The sequence below is a fragment of the Vibrio aestuarianus genome (genome assembly GCF_028858425.1).
GTDB classification, from domain to species: domain Bacteria; phylum Pseudomonadota; class Gammaproteobacteria; order Enterobacterales; family Vibrionaceae; genus Vibrio; species Vibrio aestuarianus.
In genome coordinates this window covers 1,054,286-1,070,411 of the sequence record NZ_JAKNYQ010000002.1, presented here as the reverse complement: position 1 = coordinate 1,070,411, position 16,126 = coordinate 1,054,286, and the positions used below count along the sequence as shown (strand labels likewise).

Here is a 16,126-nt window from a genome sequence, read left to right as displayed (position 1 = left end):
CATAAAACTCAATGCTGCCTGCACTAAAGTGATGGATGCAGCGAGTTTTTCCTTTGTTTTGTATCTAAATTTGAACTAGTTATATTCTATTTTAGATCTATTTGTTCTCATTGAAAAACAATAAGCTTGTTATCACTTCGAATCATGACTAACAGGTATTAATAATGACATTCAAACAACGTGCTTTAACCGGCTTACTTTTAGCAGGTGTTTCTTTTTCTAGCCTAGCTGCGCTGACTTTCCAAACTTATAACCCAGGAGAAAAGGGGATTTTCCCCGTCAGTTCCACTCTAATTAGTGGAGAAAAACAAGCCATATTGATTGATGCTCAATTTGGTACTAAAGATGGTCAAGCATTGGTTGATATGATCAAGCAATCAGGTAAAGAGTTGACGGCTATTTATATCAGTGGTGGCGATCCAGACTTTTATTTTGGCCTTGAGCCTTTAGTGTCAGCATTTCCGGATGTCAATGTGCTAGCAAGCAAAGCAGTTGTACAGCACATTGAGGAGACGAAAGATAGAAAACTTCAGTACTGGGGGCCGATTTTAGCCGATAGTGCGCCAAGCAAAGTTTTTGTACCTAAGGTATTTAATCGCAGTGAATTTTCTTTAGAAGGTGAAAAAATCTATGTAAAAGAACTGAACACCCATCAATCTTATCTATGGGTTCCATCGCAAAAGGTTGTTCTTGGTGGCGTTGCAGTAACGGCTGGCATGCATGTATGGACAGCGGATAGTCAAACTCCTGAAGCGAGATCTGAATGGGTTCAAGCATTGGATAAAATGGCAGATCTTAAGCCAGTTAGAGTGATCCCTGGGCATTATTTGGGTGATATGCCACAAGGTATTGAAGCGGTATCGTTTACTAAAGATTACCTTGGTCAATTTGAAAAAACGCTTAGCAAGGCTAAAAATTCAAAACAAGTGGTGGCTGAGATGGTGAAGGCTTACCCAACATTGCCAGGTCAGCAAGACTTAGAACTGAGTGCTCAAGTAAACACTGGTGAGCGTCAGTGGTAACTGGTTTTAAAAGCGCGAGTTATTGACTCGCGCTTTCTATCGTTGGCGTTTTTGCTTCAACATAGCCGATCTTAGTCCAGACATTACTTAATTTATACATAGCGCAAACGCTACAAGTTAGGACTTCACCTTGGCCATGTATCACCATCACAATGTCTTCACGTTGTTCTTTCGAATTATTGCGCACTTGAATAGAAATTTGAGTCCCGTCAACGGTGTAGGGACGAGACCAAGTTTGTTTTTCTGAACGTGCGCTAACGATACCATCTTCAAATATCAATAAATCGGAATTGTATTGGTTATCATAAGTACCGTGAAACTCGTAGGTTTCACTATTGGCCCAACGCTCAATATCTTCCTGAGAGCAGCCTTGTAGAGCAGATATGAGTGCCAAAGTGCCTATCCATTTCACTAAGGTATAACTCATCATAAAACGTTACCTCGATAATCTATTCTCAAGCTCTAGTAAACTTGCTTTGCGTTCAAGCCCACCAGCATAACCGGTTAGTTTGCCATTTTTCCCTATCACTCTATGGCATGGCACAATAATAGAAATAGGATTTTTCCCATTCGCCAGCCCAACGGCTCTCACCGCTTTAGGGTTACCAATGGTATTCGCTAATTGCTGGTAATTCCATGTTTCCCCATAAGGGATCTCGCATAATGCTTGCCAAACAGATTGCTGAAATACGGTGCCTTGTGCGGCAAGAGGAATGTCAAATACAGTTCGCCGCCCGGTAAAATACTCATCTAACTGCTTGATTGTACTAGTAAGTATAGGACAGTTTTCTGATTTTTCTCCTAATTCATCAGGTCTCGTTGTTTCGGTTTCAAACCAAGCGCCGAGCAACCCCTGCTGGTTGGCTTGTAATGTCATCAGCCCTAACGGACTGTGATAATAAACAAAGTGATTCATATTGTTGATTCCAGCAGTCGAAAGTGACATAGCTCCCCTGCAAGCCGACTTATTTTCTCGTAAATCAAGTTGGCGCATTGGTATATTGATTACGGCTTCATTATAAACTCAGTCGATAACCGCATCACCTGCTTGTTGTAAAGAGTAAGCGGTTAGTGGATCAATATTAGCCACTAACTTTTCAACTTGTGTAATTGCTTCAATCGATGAGCTGTTTTTACGATAGCTTAGATAGATAGGGCGTTGCCAATCTTCCATATCTTCAATGCGATACAGTTGGCCTGAATTGATAAATGGTTCAACTAAAGATTTAGGGAGATAAGCACTGCCGCCTTTTTCGAGAATGAAATCAAGTGCAATACGAGCGGTAGACGTTCGTAAAAATGGAATTGGAGCCTTTGGGTGTCGCTCAGAGTGCTCTGATGCGAAACGACTTCCCCAATCTACATAGACATATTTGTTGTCAAAGGCGGTAGCTAACGTATCAGGTCGAGTGGATACCAATACTAGTACTATATCTGCTACTTTTTTGCAGTTGAGTTCTTCGGCTTTGATTTGGTCGAAAGCAAAAGCCATATCCAATGTGCGTTCAAGTAAACTGCGATTGAGGTGCTCTCTACCCATTACTTCAGCCATAAAGCCATAGCCGGTAAAAGAGTCGGTGACAACGCTTAAGCAGTTTTGCAAATAGGCATCCCATACATTTGGTGTCCCGCCTAGCGTGAGTTGTAAGGCCTTCCCATTTTCAAGAGAGAGTTCGAATTTCGCTTGTTGTAGGGTAGCGACCATCACTTCTGCATAGTTGATGAGCCGTTCCCCAGCAGAGGTGAGCTTGATATTATTGCGATCTCGCGTAAACAGTTGAGCATCGAAATAATTTTCGAGTTGTTTAATGCGTGCACTGACCGCTGCTTGAGTCAAATAAAGGTTTTCAGCTGCTCGCCCAAAGTGACGAACTTTAGCGAGTTCTAGAAAAGTGCGAAAAACTTTTACATCCATATTTAATCCTCTGAAATTACCCCGCCAGATTAACAAGGAAGAGCAATTATGACGATAAAAAATTTTTGTTTTTCTTTTGGAAGAATTACGCCTAATTTTCGCCTGATCCATCGCTACATGGTGGCAGCATTATTCACATGAGGTTGATATGTCTGAGACTGAATTCCGTCACGGAAAAAAACGATTTTTTGACAATGTAAAGTTTCCGCGAGGCTTTGCAAAATCTGGTGATTTTACTCTTGCTGAAGAGGAGCTTCTGATCACTTATGGGGACACCATGCTTGGCCTAGAATCTGGTGATATTCTTCCAGAAAGTGCAGAAGAAGCGCATTTTATTAAAGCGATTGAAAATCCAGTAAAGGCTAAATCTAAGCTAGAGCGAGTTTGGTTAAAATACACACAACTGGCTCGTGGTCGTAAGCGATTCCATACTTTGAATGGTCGCAACAAACCGGAAGCGGGTGACGACTATAACGAAGAAGAAGTTAGCTTAAGCGAAGAAGATTAATCTTCATCTCTAACGCAGAATCCTCATGGCTTAGGATTTGCTCATCGTTAAGCGGTTTCAACGTGCCAATGAAACTGATTAAGAGTTTAGCCAGTGTCTTCCTGTCAAAGCCCTAGCATTGGTTTGTTGCTGGGGCCTTGTTCCCAGTTCGTGCTATTTCGCTAACTGCGATACTTTCTTTAAGAAACTATCTCTTAAATGTTCTTGGTCGTAATCTAAATGGTAAGTGTTGTGAAAACCAACCTTGAGTTCTACACCATTACCGCGCATATAGATGTTGTAACCATCGTAGTCTGAAAAGGCTTCAATACCCTCGTAAATCTTGCCAAACTCAGTGGGTGTGCCGTTCTCCATTATCATCTCATAGGCATGTAGAACTTTTGTGCTATCCAATTCATTTTTCATGAGGTTAACTCCTTTCTTGCCTGTGTGACAAGTATGGTCAAGGAACGCCGCTCCTGCCATCAATCATCGCGTTTTAGATCAAGTTTCCACTTAATTTTACCTATGAATTTTTTCAGTATATTCACTAAAATGATGAGAGTATGAGAGAGGTTACTGTTTTAATACAGATGATGGGTGAGTGTTAATTGAACAATTCTGGGCAATTTATTCAATAAACTTCTAAAATTTGACCTAAAACAATGGCAGTCGCTAAAAACTTATTTTATAATGCGAATTAATGTTTCAGTACATCATAATATTCCAATTATTAGAGGCCAAACATGAGACTTATCCCGTTAAAACAGGCAGCGCAAGTAGGTAAATGGGCTGCTGCACACATCGTAAAACGTATTAATGCATTTAACCCAAGCGCGGATCGTCCTTTCGTTTTGGGCTTACCTACTGGTGGAACACCGCTTGCTACGTATAAAGCGCTGATCGAAATGTACAACGCCGGTGAAGTGAGCTTTAAGCATGTGGTGACATTTAACATGGACGAGTATATCGGTATTCCTGCTGATCATCCGGAATCTTACCGTTCATTTATGTACAACAATTTCTTTAAGCACGTTGATATTCAAGAAGAAAATATTAATTTGCTTAACGGTAACGCTGATGACGTTGATGCAGAATGCAAACGTTATGAAGACAAAATCAAGTCTTATGGCCGCATCAATTTATTCATGGGCGGTGTGGGTAACGATGGCCATATTGCTTTTAATGAACCTGCGTCTTCTCTTTCTTCACGCACTCGTATTAAAACGTTGACCGAAGATACACGCATTGCTAACTCACGTTTCTTTGATGGTGATATCAACCAAGTACCTAAGTATGCATTGACGATTGGTGTGGGCACTTTGCTTGATTCAGAAGAAGTGATGATTTTGGTGACTGGCCACAATAAAGCACTTGCGTTGCAAGCTGCAGTTGAAGGTAGTGTGAATCATCTATGGACGGTGTCTGCACTGCAGCTCCATCCAAAATCTGTGATCGTATGTGATGAGCCATCAACCCAAGAGCTGAAAGTAAAGACAGTAAAATACTTTACTGAATTAGAAGCGAAGAATATTGTAGGTTTTTAAGTCACCGACTGTTTTATAAAAAAGCCCTGCTAGAAATAGCAGGGCTTTTTTTATGAGGCATCATGCTGTCGTTATAGAAGTAAGCTTTGAAGTGTTATGCTTCAGCAGCTAATTTTACATCTTTCAATTCAACGAGTTGTTTTTCTGGGTGCTTTTCAGGCGCTGGGTAAGTCACCCCGTTAAAACGACCACCGTGTTCAATACTAAGGTCGTCACTATAAATAGAGCCAGTAACGCTGCCTTTACTTAAAATTTCAATTTTAGTGGCGTGACATGTACCTTCAAATTCACCATTGATAATCAGATGCTCGGCAAACAGTTCCCCGCTAACGATACCCGTTTCACTGATCACAATGGTTTTATCGACATGTATTTGACCTTCAACTGAACCATCAATTTGTATATCGCTTTCTAGCTTGAGCTGTCCGTTAATGGCGCAGCCTTTTGCGATGAGAGTTGTAGCTGAGCGCTGACTCTTAGCTCGACTTTGTTTACTAAAGATTCCCATCGGATACCTCTTACCTTACTAAATATCGTTTCAAAATCATTTACGCCCCAATCAACAAATGGTCTTGGATCTAAAGAGCGCCCGACAAATCGAATTTCATAGTGCAAATGTGGGCCTGAAGACAACCCGGTGTTGCCGGAATAGGCAATTAAGTCACCTTTTTGCACAAAATCACCCCCTTTCACTGCAAATTTCTGCAAATGTGAATAAGAGCTGGTAAAACCATAGGAGTGCTGAAGACGTAAAAAATTTCCAGAACCCTTGTTACTTGCCCGAGTGACCTCAACAACACCATCTGCTGGGGCATAAATAGGTGTACCAGTATTCACTGCAAAATCTTGTCCGCGATGAACTTTGACTGCGCCTGTAACGGGGTGGACACGTTTACCATATCCTGACGAAATTCGCGCGTTATGCACAGGTGCCCCACTTGGTATTTGGGTTAGCATCACCATTCTTACTGAAGAAGTGATTGCAGCAGTGTCTAAACGTGACTCTAGTTCCGCACCGCTTTCATCCACACCGAGCACTTTTTCAAGATCACCCAGCCTATCCGATACCAACTGCATTTTTTCTTCACGTTCTAGCAGATCATTTTCTAAGTTGTCTTTTAGTTCTTTTAATGAAGTGACTTCTTCGCTTAAAGACATGGATTGACTTTCTAACTCCTGTTGTTTGAGTTTGGCAAAGTCGACTTCATTTACTAGATAATAAATAACGCCGCCAGTCGCCACGACACCAGCCAGTAGCAAGTATCCAAATCCTTTTAGAAAGTGGCGAAACCATTTACCGATATGAAAGTGCTTTGTTCCATGAATAGAGGAAACAGAAACTATAACTCTTTCTTTCATTGATTCGTTTACAGCGTTAATAGTGAAAAGTGACCGGATTCTATCAGGGAATCAGTAATGTCAAAACATTTAGCGTTGTAGGGTAATGCCTAATTCACAACCTTATTGTTATCTTTGTGAATTGGAACGTATGCACGATGCAATCGTGATTAGAAAAACATCAATTTAAACAAAGCACTAGCTTAATACTGCACTCGATGATAAATGGTTAATGAAATAGATGTCCCCCGAAATGCTGCTAAATGCAGAAGCCAAATCTAGGAGGTTGTAGGCTAATCGCATTTTATCAGCACAATGCATTGTGACTCTGAGATTCTTTATTGTGCATATAGTTTCTTAAGTGACGTGTATGTAAATTACAGAATTAACAACTAATATTGGGGTGATTTATTTTTCAAGGCGAAATAAATTGCAAAGTGTGATCTATGGCATGTTATATATTCGCGTGAATTATAAATATAGCAAATGTGTGACTTGTGTCTTGTTTTTATTTTTATGTGACTTAACTTAATTGTGATGTTGATTGTGAAAAAGTAATTGACAATCTATATTTTCATTGTTTGTAATAAAATTTCATGTCAAATAAATGATGAAGATCACGAAGAAATCATTTGTGAGCTAATGTTTATGAGAGGCATATCACGAAAAACCCGTTGTCAGTTCTAAAATGAATTTGTGTGGTAAATTGATTGTGTACTAAGCAATCAACGGTTTTTGCGAAACCGTTACAACAACAATATTCATCAGAACATCGAACGGGGAATCCACATGATATCACCAGATGCAAAGATCAAGATACAAAATTTTGGTCGCTTCTTATCTAACATGGTTATGCCAAACATCGGCGCGTTTATCGCGTGGGGTTTCATAACCGCATTATTCATCCCAACTGGCTGGTTACCGAATGAGACACTAGCCTCTATGGTTGGACCGATGATTACCTATTTGCTGCCTCTACTTATCGGTTATACCGGTGGTAAATTAGTGGGTGGTGAGCGAGGAGCCGTGGTGGGTGCAATTACCACTATGGGCGTGATTGTTGGGACTGACATTCCAATGTTCATGGGAGCGATGATTGTCGGCCCTATGGGCGGCTGGGCAATCAAAGCATTTGATCAGCGTGTTGAAGGCAAAGTAAAAAGCGGTTTTGAGATGTTAGTAAATAACTTCTCTGCAGGCATTATCGGTATGCTCGGCGCGATGCTGGCTTTCTACTTAATTGGTCCTTTTGTTAAAATTCTTTCTGGTGGTCTTGCGGCTGGAGTTAACTTCTTGGTTGCAGCTCACCTTTTACCGCTAACGTCTATTTTTGTTGAACCAGCGAAGATCTTGTTCCTAAATAACGCGATCAACCACGGAATTTTCTCTCCGCTTGGTATTCAACAAGCGAGTGAAACAGGTCAATCTATCTTCTTCTTAATTGAAGCTAACCCAGGTCCTGGCCTTGGTATTTTGCTTGCTTACATGGTATTTGGTAAAGGGAGCGCTCGTCAAACCGCTGGTGGGGCATCTATTATCCACTTCTTCGGTGGTATCCACGAAATTTACTTCCCATATATTCTAATGAATCCACGTCTTATCTTGGCGGCCATTGCTGGTGGTATGACGGGCGTATTCACCCTGACGGTATTTGACGCAGGTATTGTTTCTCCAGCATCTCCAGGCTCAATCTTTGCGGTGTTATTAATGACGCAAAAAGGCTCTATTGTTGGCGTATTGTGCTCTATCTTTGCTGCTGCGGGTGTGTCGTTTACGGTAGCGTCACTGCTTATGAAGGCACAGGGCACTACCGAAGAAGAGGGTGATGAAGCGGCATTAGCAAAAGCAACATCACAAATGAAAGACATGAAATCTGGCGCTAAAGGTAATGCAGCAACAGCTTCACGCAAGGGTGATATCAACTTAGCCAATGTAAAAAGCATTATTGTTGCGTGCGATGCGGGTATGGGGTCTAGCGCAATGGGCGCAAGTATGTTGCGTAAGAAAGTCAAAGATGCAGGCCTTGCCATCCACGTATCAAACTTAGCCATTAATAGTTTGCCAGAGAATGCAGAAATCGTGATTACTCATAAAGATTTAACAGACCGGGCACGTACTCATGCCGCTAGCGCACACCATATTTCATTGAGCAACTTTTTAGACAGTGAAATGTACAACCAATTAGTGACTCAATTACTTGCTGCGCAGCGCCCACAAGCCGCAAATGATAGCGAAGCGGTTAAACTTTCGATTCTAGCGGCCAATGATGACAGCTTTGAAGTACAACAACCTTCGGTATTCCAAATTCAAAAAGAGAACATTCACCTTGGCCTGAATGCGTCAAGCAAAGAAGAGGCAATACGCTTCGCTGGCAACAAGTTGGTGGAATTGGGATACGCCGAGCCTGAATACGTGGATGCCATGTTTGAACGTGAGCAAATGGTATCGACATACCTCGGTGAATCGATTGCAGTTCCTCATGGTACGGTGGCGGCAAAAGATCGCGTAATCAAGACCGGTATAGTGATTTGCCAATACCCAGCTGGCGTTCAATTTACCGATGATAAAAGCGATGTTGCAAAACTCGTTATTGGTATCGCAGCAAAAAATGATGAACACATTCAAGTAATTACTACCATTACTAACGCACTCGATGATCCAGAGGCAATCGAGAAGCTTACCTCAACGAAAAGCGTGAGCGATATATTGGATATCCTATCAGGTACCCAAGCGGCGTAAACCTTTTGCTCCTGAGGCAAAACGAGGTCGGTGCCCCCCTATAGCGCTGACCTCACCTCAATCGTTTGTTAGTAAGTTCTGTTTTCTCAACAAGTTTTTGGTAGGTAAGATTATGAAAAATGCAGTACATTTTGGCGCGGGTAATATTGGACGTGGTTTTATTGGCAAATTGCTCGCTGATGCCGATATTGAAGTTACTTTTGCTGACGTAAACGCACCGTTGGTTGACCAACTCAGTCATAAGCAAGAGTACAAAGTGAAAGTTGTTGGATCCGAGTGTAAAATCGACACCGTGACTCATGTAACAGCGGTTAATTCTGCGAGTGAGGACGTCATTGACCGAATCGTAAAAACCGATTTAGTCACCACCGCCGTTGGTCCTGCAGTGCTGGATATCATTGCAAAAACTATCGCGCAGGGGATCAGCAAGCGTTTTGCTGTTGGCAATGATAACCCGCTGAATATTATCGCATGTGAGAACATGGTACGTGGTACGACACACCTTAAAGGTGAAGTGTATAAGTATCTAGAACCTGCACTTCATGCTAAAGCAGATGAGCTGATTGGTTTTGTAGACTCTGCGGTGGACCGTATTGTACCTCCAGCGGAAGCGGCTAACGATGACCCACTAGAAGTCACGGTTGAAAGCTTCAGTGAATGGATTGTTGATGAACAGCAGTTCAAGGGTGAAGTTCCAGACATTGAAGGCATGGAAAAAACCGATAACCTCATGGCCTTTGTGGAACGTAAACTCTTTACTTTAAATACGGGTCACTGTATTACCGCATATTTTGGGTGTTTAAAAGGACATCACACAATTCGTGAAGCGATAGAAGACCCATCGATTCGTCAAGAAGTGAAACAAGCGATGCACGAAAGTGGCGAGGTGTTGATTCGACGTTATGGGTTTGATCGTGCACTGCACTCCGCTTACATTGACAAAATACTCGGGCGCTTTGCCAACCCTTATTTGGTGGATGAAGTGGATCGCGTTGGCCGTCAACCGTTAAGAAAACTTGGTCCTAACGATAGATTAATCAAGCCATTACTCGGTACAATCGAGTACGGTGTTGAGAACAAAACCTTATTAAAAGGTATTGCAGCGGCGTTGAAATACACCAATAGTGATGATCCTCAAGCGGTTGAGTTGCAACGCTCAATTTCTGAACAAGGGGTTAATAAGACACTGGCTCACTACACCGGGTTAGATGTTGACAGCGAACAAGTAAAACAAATTGAAGCGATTTATCATCAGCTTTAATGACAATAACAATATTTTGGAGGGCAATCGTGCCCTCCCTTCACCACAAGATTTAGTGCAGCGTATGGCAGAACAAATTAACGAAACCGATATTATTGAACGACTGAATAGTGCGCCGTCTGTGCGTGGCTTTTTTATTACAACGGTTGAAGTATTTAATGATGCCATTGATGCGTTAATTCAACGTGTGTTTCGCAAAGACAATTTTGCCGTTCAATCAGTAGTCGGTCCTCTTTTGCATGACTCTGGCCCGCTAGGCAATTTATCGGTTAGGCTAAAGCTCTTGTTTGGCTTGGGTGTGTTACCCGATGATATTTATCACGATATTGAAGACATCATCAAACTACGCAATCAACTCAATAGTGATGGTTCTGAATATGACTTTACTGACCCCCAAATTTTAGTGCCGATCAAAAAACTCAATTTGGTGGCCAAAATGGGCATGGTACAGCTCGACGTCCTTGAGCCTGATGGCGACATCGACCTAGATTTTTATCAGTTACAACTGCAACGCCAACAACAAATCATTAAATCAGGGCTGTCTCTTGCCATTGTCGAAATTTGCAATGAACTCAACAAAGAAAGCCCTTTCTGACCCATCAATGGGTGCTATCAATACACTACTTTTTAATATCCCTGTGTTAGCCTAATGCTTATTGAAGACGAAAGAGATTTTTCGATGAAAATTGGTATTATTGGTTTGGGTGATATTGCACAAAAAGCATACCTTCCCGTCATTACGCAACACTCTGATGTAGAGTTAGTTTTTTGTACCCGCAATAGTGAGGTGCTGAATCAATTAGCTCAGCGCTATCGTATCCAGCATACCTGCGTGAATTACCAAGATTTACTGAAGTATCACGTTGATGCCGTGATGATCCATGCTGCGACCGAAGTTCACCCGCAAATCGCACGATTTTTTTTGCAACATGGTATTCCTACTTTTGTTGACAAACCACTTGCAGACAGCGCGGTTGCGTGTGAACAGCTGTATGAAGTGGCAGAAAAATATCGCCAGCCACTGTATGTCGGGTTTAATCGTCGACATATTCCATTATTTAACGAACATCTCCGTGGTGTGCAAACAGGGCAACGCAGTGACCTACTAGCTTTACGTTGGGAAAAACACCGCCATAATTTGCCGGGGGATAGTCGTACTTTTATTTTTGATGACTTTATTCACCCATTAGACAGCATTAACCTCAATGCAAAAGCTGTATTAGATGATGCGTATATCACCTTTCAGCGAGAAAAAGATCAGTTATCGCGACTTGATATTCAATGGCAGCATGGCGAAAGCTTATTGCATGCTTCAATGAACCGCCAGTTTGGCATCACTTGCGAGCGAGTGAGTGCCTGTTTTACGAATGAAGCCTTTGAATTTCATTCCTTTACCGAAGGGAAGCACTGGTATCAGGGACAAGAGCGGACACTTAGCCTGAAAGACTGGACCCCAATGCTCACTAGCAAAGGTTTCACGGCAATGATTGAGGATTGGATTCGTGTGGTAAATTCGGGCAAGTTGGACAGCGCCATCGTGACTCGTAATTTATCGTCGCACCAATTGGCTGAGGCGTTATATCAAAAAATCGTTTTAAGCTAGTATCTTAGCGGATAATACAAATTCCCGTAACATATTCAATATTAACTTAATGTTGAATACGTGTATTAATCTGATGATTTTTTAATGCATATCGATGTGTGTGTTACACGACAATTACACAAATAAAATCAACACTAACACCAATTAACATTTTTCCATCTTTCTGATGTTATATTAGCCACCAATACAAATAAATAGAAAATTCCTACAATTATTTTTTTTATTGATTTTTTTATTAGTAACGGTGTTTATTATGAAAAAAAATGATGTGATTTTAATCTCAGATAAATATATAGAATTATATTTATATCATTAAATAACTATTGATAGATTTGATTTTAATTTTAATTCCATTAATGTGCTTATAAATATTAATAATAACTTTGCATTAGGGGATTTTATTTTGAATGGTATAAAAAGTAATGCTCATAATTTTTCAGAATTTATTGAATCTGGCGTAGATGTCAGAACAGGAAGTTTCTCTATTAATTTTAAAGCAGTTAAATTTCTTACGAATCGAGGTTCTGGACCGAACTTAGATATATCACTTAGTTATTCTTTTTTAAACAAAGTAGATACTGGTTTCGGTCATGGATGGAGCTTTCCTGTTAGTCGATTTAATAAAGATAACAATCAACTTTATTTGTCATCAGGTCAAAATTTTAAAATTGAATGGAATCGTAGTAAAAATGAATACGATATACCTTATAGAAAGTTAAAGGATATTCGAGTTCTCTATGATGATAGTAAGCAAAGTCTAGTTGTTGTCCATAAGGATGGAAGTAGAGAAATCATTAACTATGAAACAGGCCTTCTCGATGAATTGATCTCAACTAAGGGAGCGAAAGTTACATTTTCATATGCAATACCAGGATTTGGAAATGAGCCTATTTTATGGAAAATTGAAGATGAATATGGTGATAAAGTAGAGTTTGATTGGTGGACAGATATAACACATAGACATTCAATTATTACTCATTTTGTAGATAATGAAGAAGTTAATAAGATAGATTTTCACATCGAGAGAATTGGTCAGTTCAATTTAATAACATATGTAAATACGTTTGATGATCTTAGTTGTGGAATTCAATATACAATCGTTAGTGACACTATGGTTGGTGAGTATGCATTAATTTCACAGGTAGAGCATGCTACAGGCTTGATTGAAAATGTAAATTATAATGCACATGGATATAGATTACCAAGTGGTGCTCCCTATACTTACTTACCTTGTGTTATTGAACATAGAATTGAATTTGGAGCTAATCAAGGCTCTAAAATTACTGAATATAGCTATGATGCTAAAAATTACTTAGGTTATCTAAGCGGTGTCGAGTGGCGTCCTGATAGAGATACACTATTTTATGCAGATCAAAATTACCAATATTCAGTGACCGAAAGATGTATATCTAACCTTAGAACCGTAACCCATACGTTTAACAAATATCATTTGCGTCAATCAGTCGACTATTTATACAACGGTCAAAGATACCAGTTCGACCAGATGGAGTACTTTGCCGAACTCGATCGCTCTATAGATGAACAGCCAGAAAATTATGCACTTTTGAAATCAAAAACGAATACTTACTATAATTCTGCTGGGCTGTCTAAAGATTATACTGTGGAGTATGATTTTGACGAATATGGAAATGAGATATTTGTTAAACAACACGATGGCTCACAAGTTATTCGTGAATTTTACCCTTTAGAAGGTGCTGCCGGATCATGTCCTAGATCCCCGGATGGGTTTGTCTGCCAACTAAAGAAAGAAACTCTCATCCCTAGCAATACAAGTAATGGTGAAGTTAGTCGTATTAAAACTGTCAAATACGTAAGTTTAGAAAAAATCAATAATAGTAATGAATATTATTTGCTAGAAAGTGAGATTGAATCTCATGACAGAAAAGTGAGAATTACTTATTACACTAATATTGATGATCGTTTAACTTATGGATGTAATAAAACAGTTACAACAGTCATAAATAATTATGAGTCGACTATTTCATATGATTATAAATTAGATTATGACTTTGGTGGTGTTAAGATCACGAGAACATTGGCTACTCATGATGACATTTCAAATTCCGAGTCAAAATGTGTGAATTTTAAAAATGGTAAACCAATAGAATATGTAGAACCCTCAGGTCTAAAAACGCTTTATGGCTATGATTATTCAGATGAATTGGTTTCTATTACTTATGCAGCTGGCACAAATAGTGAAGCTCAAGATATCAATAGCTATAGTTTAAGTGACTTATCTTTAACTTCCATTGATGCTAGAGGAAGCGAGTCGACAACTTATTTCAATTGTTCTGGAAAAGAAATAAAAATAACTCAGAAAGACGAGAGTGGTAATAAACGAGTCATTAGTGAACTTTTCTATGATTGTGATGGACAGTTAATTAAGCAGATTGATTCTGATTGGTTAGATGGGGTATCAATTTCTCTGACTACTTGGTATGAATACGATGCGATGGGTGAAGTGAGTAAAGTCATATTACCTGATGGTCGAGTAGAAATGACTGATCGTGACTTAGTTACCAATACCAAAAACTATCAAATGATCGGGTGTATCAGAGAAGTCGTTCTTTACAATGATAATGGGTTAGAAATCAAAAAAAGTACTTATGACTGGAGTAATAATTTAATTAAGGAGAAAGTATTTCAATACGATGCATACAGTAATTTAATTCTAGAATCAGACACAAATGGGCATGCTATTAACTATCAATACGATCACTTTGACAGAGTGATAACTGTCGAAAAAAATGTCGACGGAACAACTATAACGCAAACTCTAGAATATCCATCTTTTACTTCAGAAGAAGTACCTAGCAGAATTTCACTTAATGGAACAGAACTTGGATATTGTCAGTATGATGGTCTGCTTAGAAAAGTTTTTGAGCGTACAGGATCAACAGAAACATATTGGGATTTTGATGGCGCATCCCTAAAGCCCAACCGAGAAACTAAGCCAACAGGCGAGCAGATCACTTACCAATATCACCCGCAGTTTAAAGACATTCAGAGCAAGACGAGCGCCACTATAGATGATTGTTATTATCAATATGATGATGTTCTCGGTGATTTAGTTAAAAGTTACAACAGTAACTTTACAAAAGAATACCGCTACAACTCACTCGGGCAGTTAGTGGAAGAAGACTTTATAGATTTTAAAAATATTAAAAGAACATCCAAAGCTCGTTATTCATTAGGGGGGCTTACTCTCTATCGCTCTGATTTTTTTGGTAACCAGAGCAATTTTGAGTATGACAGCCTAGGCCGTTTAGTCGCTATAGATCATGTGTTGGCGGGTGGCAAACGTGAGAATGTAGTTATTGACTACAATGCTCAAAGTCAGATTTCAAGTTATCGTGTAAGTTCAGGTAGCGACGTGGTAGTCACGGATATTGAATATAATGCACTAGGAATGGAAATTGAGCGCGTTATTACCGTAAATAGTCAATTTGAGAAACGTATTGTTCAAACGTTTAACCGAGATTTATTACTATGCCAGAGAGTGCAAACGACGCCAACAGGGACCACGATAGAAGAGATGGAATACGATGAAGTGCATCGTTTGCTTTCTTTTCAAGTTAGCGGGGAGATGTTACCTCAAGATGAATATGGCCGTACTATCTCTAGTCAAGTTTATCAATATGATATATATAATAATCCAACTCAAGTTAAGACTAATTTTTCAGATGGTAATAGTGATACTGCTCAATATTATTATGATGAAACTGATCCAGTTAAGTTAATAAAAACAACACATACGTATCCAGATTATCCTGCGGAGATTATTTTTAGTTATGATGCGGATGGAAATTTATTGTGTGATCAGTCTAATAATCGATATCAGTATGATGCTATTGGGCAACTAGTCGCTGTCTATGATAGCGGGAATAACCTATTATCAACATATCAATATGATGCTGAAGGTAAACTTTCTCTCCAGCGTTATCAAAACCAAGATATTCAACTTTATTATAATAATGATGAATTAATTAATGAATATACCAATGAGGTTTTAAGTTCTTATCTACGAATGCAGGATTCGACATTAATACGCAATGTCCATTTGGCCGATGAAGTATATTCTCAATTTATTATATCCAACTCACAAGGTTGTGCGATTCAAACCCTTCACCGTGAGAGTGGAAAAATTCAAAAAACTAATCGCCACTATCTACCCTATGGACAAGGATAAATAT

Annotated in this window: 14 protein-coding genes; 8 read left to right on the top strand and 6 right to left on the bottom strand. The window is 39.6% G+C overall.

The features are described 5' to 3' along the window. The first annotated feature begins 164 nt into the window (after positions 1-164). Positions 165-1,022 carry a Vmh family MBL fold metallo-hydrolase gene (locus MCT08_RS18405; protein ID WP_274672380.1) on the top strand — a complete coding sequence of 286 codons (858 nt, stop codon included), beginning with the start codon at positions 165-167 and terminating at the stop codon, positions 1,020-1,022. A gap of 19 nt (positions 1,023-1,041) precedes the next feature. On the opposite strand, the gene MCT08_RS18400 is transcribed toward MCT08_RS18405, so the two are convergent. The 3 genes from MCT08_RS18400 to MCT08_RS18390 all read right to left on the bottom strand — a co-directional run bounded on the left by MCT08_RS18400 (position 1,042) and on the right by MCT08_RS18390 (position 2,937). Continuing rightward, positions 1,042-1,449 (bottom strand): hypothetical protein, encoded by a 408-nt coding sequence (locus tag MCT08_RS18400; RefSeq protein ID WP_171979892.1) that lies wholly within the window; start codon positions 1,447-1,449, stop codon positions 1,042-1,044. A gap of 9 nt (positions 1,450-1,458) precedes the next feature. Then, a complete protein-coding gene (locus MCT08_RS18395; RefSeq protein ID WP_261916142.1) occupies positions 1,459-1,938 on the bottom strand; it encodes a methylated-DNA--[protein]-cysteine S-methyltransferase in 480 nt (159 codons plus the stop codon). 108 nt (positions 1,939-2,046) lie between these two features. Then, positions 2,047-2,937 carry a LysR family transcriptional regulator gene (locus MCT08_RS18390; RefSeq protein WP_274679061.1) on the bottom strand — a complete coding sequence of 297 codons (891 nt, stop codon included), beginning with the start codon at positions 2,935-2,937 and terminating at the stop codon, positions 2,047-2,049. A gap of 148 nt (positions 2,938-3,085) precedes the next feature. Between MCT08_RS18390 and MCT08_RS18385 the strand changes: the two genes are divergently transcribed. Further along, complete coding sequence (locus MCT08_RS18385) at positions 3,086-3,445, top strand: MaoP family protein (protein WP_053308983.1); 360 nt, start codon at positions 3,086-3,088, stop codon at positions 3,443-3,445. 153 nt (positions 3,446-3,598) lie between these two features. Here the strand turns inward: MCT08_RS18385 and MCT08_RS18380 are convergent, their stop codons facing one another. Continuing rightward, complete coding sequence (locus MCT08_RS18380) at positions 3,599-3,850, bottom strand: DUF3081 domain-containing protein (RefSeq protein ID WP_053308984.1); 252 nt, start codon at positions 3,848-3,850, stop codon at positions 3,599-3,601. 320 nt (positions 3,851-4,170) lie between these two features. On the opposite strand from MCT08_RS18380, the gene nagB reads away from it, so the two are divergent. After that, complete coding sequence (gene nagB / locus MCT08_RS18375) at positions 4,171-4,971, top strand: glucosamine-6-phosphate deaminase (RefSeq protein WP_053308985.1); 801 nt, start codon at positions 4,171-4,173, stop codon at positions 4,969-4,971. A 94-nt stretch (positions 4,972-5,065) separates the two neighbouring features. Here the strand turns inward: nagB and MCT08_RS18370 are convergent, their stop codons facing one another. Both MCT08_RS18370 and MCT08_RS18365 read right to left on the bottom strand, forming a co-directional pair. After that, on the bottom strand, positions 5,066-5,374 hold the full coding sequence (locus tag MCT08_RS18370) for a bactofilin family protein (RefSeq protein ID WP_053309057.1): 309 nt from the start codon (positions 5,372-5,374) through the stop codon (positions 5,066-5,068). Positions 5,375-5,382: 8 nt separating this feature from the next. Continuing rightward, the gene (locus MCT08_RS18365) at positions 5,383-6,330 is read right to left on the bottom strand and encodes a M23 family metallopeptidase (protein WP_168524403.1); all 948 of its coding nucleotides are present in this window, start codon (positions 6,328-6,330) and stop codon (positions 5,383-5,385) included. A 768-nt stretch (positions 6,331-7,098) separates the two neighbouring features. On the opposite strand from MCT08_RS18365, the gene MCT08_RS18360 reads away from it, so the two are divergent. From MCT08_RS18360 to MCT08_RS18340, 5 genes are all read left to right on the top strand, one after another. Beyond that, positions 7,099-9,048 (top strand): PTS mannitol transporter subunit IICBA, encoded by a 1,950-nt coding sequence (locus tag MCT08_RS18360; protein WP_274679060.1) that lies wholly within the window; start codon positions 7,099-7,101, stop codon positions 9,046-9,048. A gap of 112 nt (positions 9,049-9,160) precedes the next feature. Then, positions 9,161-10,309 (top strand): mannitol-1-phosphate 5-dehydrogenase, encoded by a 1,149-nt coding sequence (locus tag MCT08_RS18355; protein WP_274679059.1) that lies wholly within the window; start codon positions 9,161-9,163, stop codon positions 10,307-10,309. A 64-nt stretch (positions 10,310-10,373) separates the two neighbouring features. Further along, the gene (locus MCT08_RS18350; RefSeq protein ID WP_053309058.1) at positions 10,374-10,904 is read left to right on the top strand and encodes an MltR family transcriptional regulator; all 531 of its coding nucleotides are present in this window, start codon (positions 10,374-10,376) and stop codon (positions 10,902-10,904) included. A gap of 84 nt (positions 10,905-10,988) precedes the next feature. Beyond that, a complete protein-coding gene (locus tag MCT08_RS18345) occupies positions 10,989-11,912 on the top strand; it encodes a Gfo/Idh/MocA family protein (RefSeq protein ID WP_274679058.1) in 924 nt (307 codons plus the stop codon). Positions 11,913-12,315: 403 nt separating this feature from the next. After that, complete coding sequence (locus tag MCT08_RS18340; RefSeq protein WP_274679057.1) at positions 12,316-16,122, top strand: RHS repeat domain-containing protein; 3,807 nt, start codon at positions 12,316-12,318, stop codon at positions 16,120-16,122. The last annotated feature ends 4 nt before the right edge of the window (positions 16,123-16,126 follow it).

Coding starts and splice junctions, on each gene's coding strand:
- MCT08_RS18360 (WP_274679060.1), top strand. CDS start 7,099: ATGATATCACCAGATGCAAAGATCAAGATACAAAATTTTGGTCGCTTC.
- MCT08_RS18405 (WP_274672380.1), top strand. CDS start 165: ATGACATTCAAACAACGTGCTTTAACCGGCTTACTTTTAGCAGGTGTT.
- nagB (WP_053308985.1), top strand. CDS start 4,171: ATGAGACTTATCCCGTTAAAACAGGCAGCGCAAGTAGGTAAATGGGCT.
- MCT08_RS18355 (WP_274679059.1), top strand. CDS start 9,161: ATGAAAAATGCAGTACATTTTGGCGCGGGTAATATTGGACGTGGTTTT.
- MCT08_RS18345 (WP_274679058.1), top strand. CDS start 10,989: ATGAAAATTGGTATTATTGGTTTGGGTGATATTGCACAAAAAGCATAC.
- MCT08_RS18365 (WP_168524403.1), bottom strand. CDS start 6,330: ATGAAAGAAAGAGTTATAGTTTCTGTTTCCTCTATTCATGGAACAAAG.
- MCT08_RS18395 (WP_261916142.1), bottom strand. CDS start 1,938: ATGAATCACTTTGTTTATTATCACAGTCCGTTAGGGCTGATGACATTA.
- MCT08_RS18350 (WP_053309058.1), top strand. CDS start 10,374: ATGGCAGAACAAATTAACGAAACCGATATTATTGAACGACTGAATAGT.
- MCT08_RS18400 (WP_171979892.1), bottom strand. CDS start 1,449: ATGAGTTATACCTTAGTGAAATGGATAGGCACTTTGGCACTCATATCT.
- MCT08_RS18390 (WP_274679061.1), bottom strand. CDS start 2,937: ATGGATGTAAAAGTTTTTCGCACTTTTCTAGAACTCGCTAAAGTTCGT.
- MCT08_RS18385 (WP_053308983.1), top strand. CDS start 3,086: ATGTCTGAGACTGAATTCCGTCACGGAAAAAAACGATTTTTTGACAAT.
- MCT08_RS18380 (WP_053308984.1), bottom strand. CDS start 3,850: ATGAAAAATGAATTGGATAGCACAAAAGTTCTACATGCCTATGAGATG.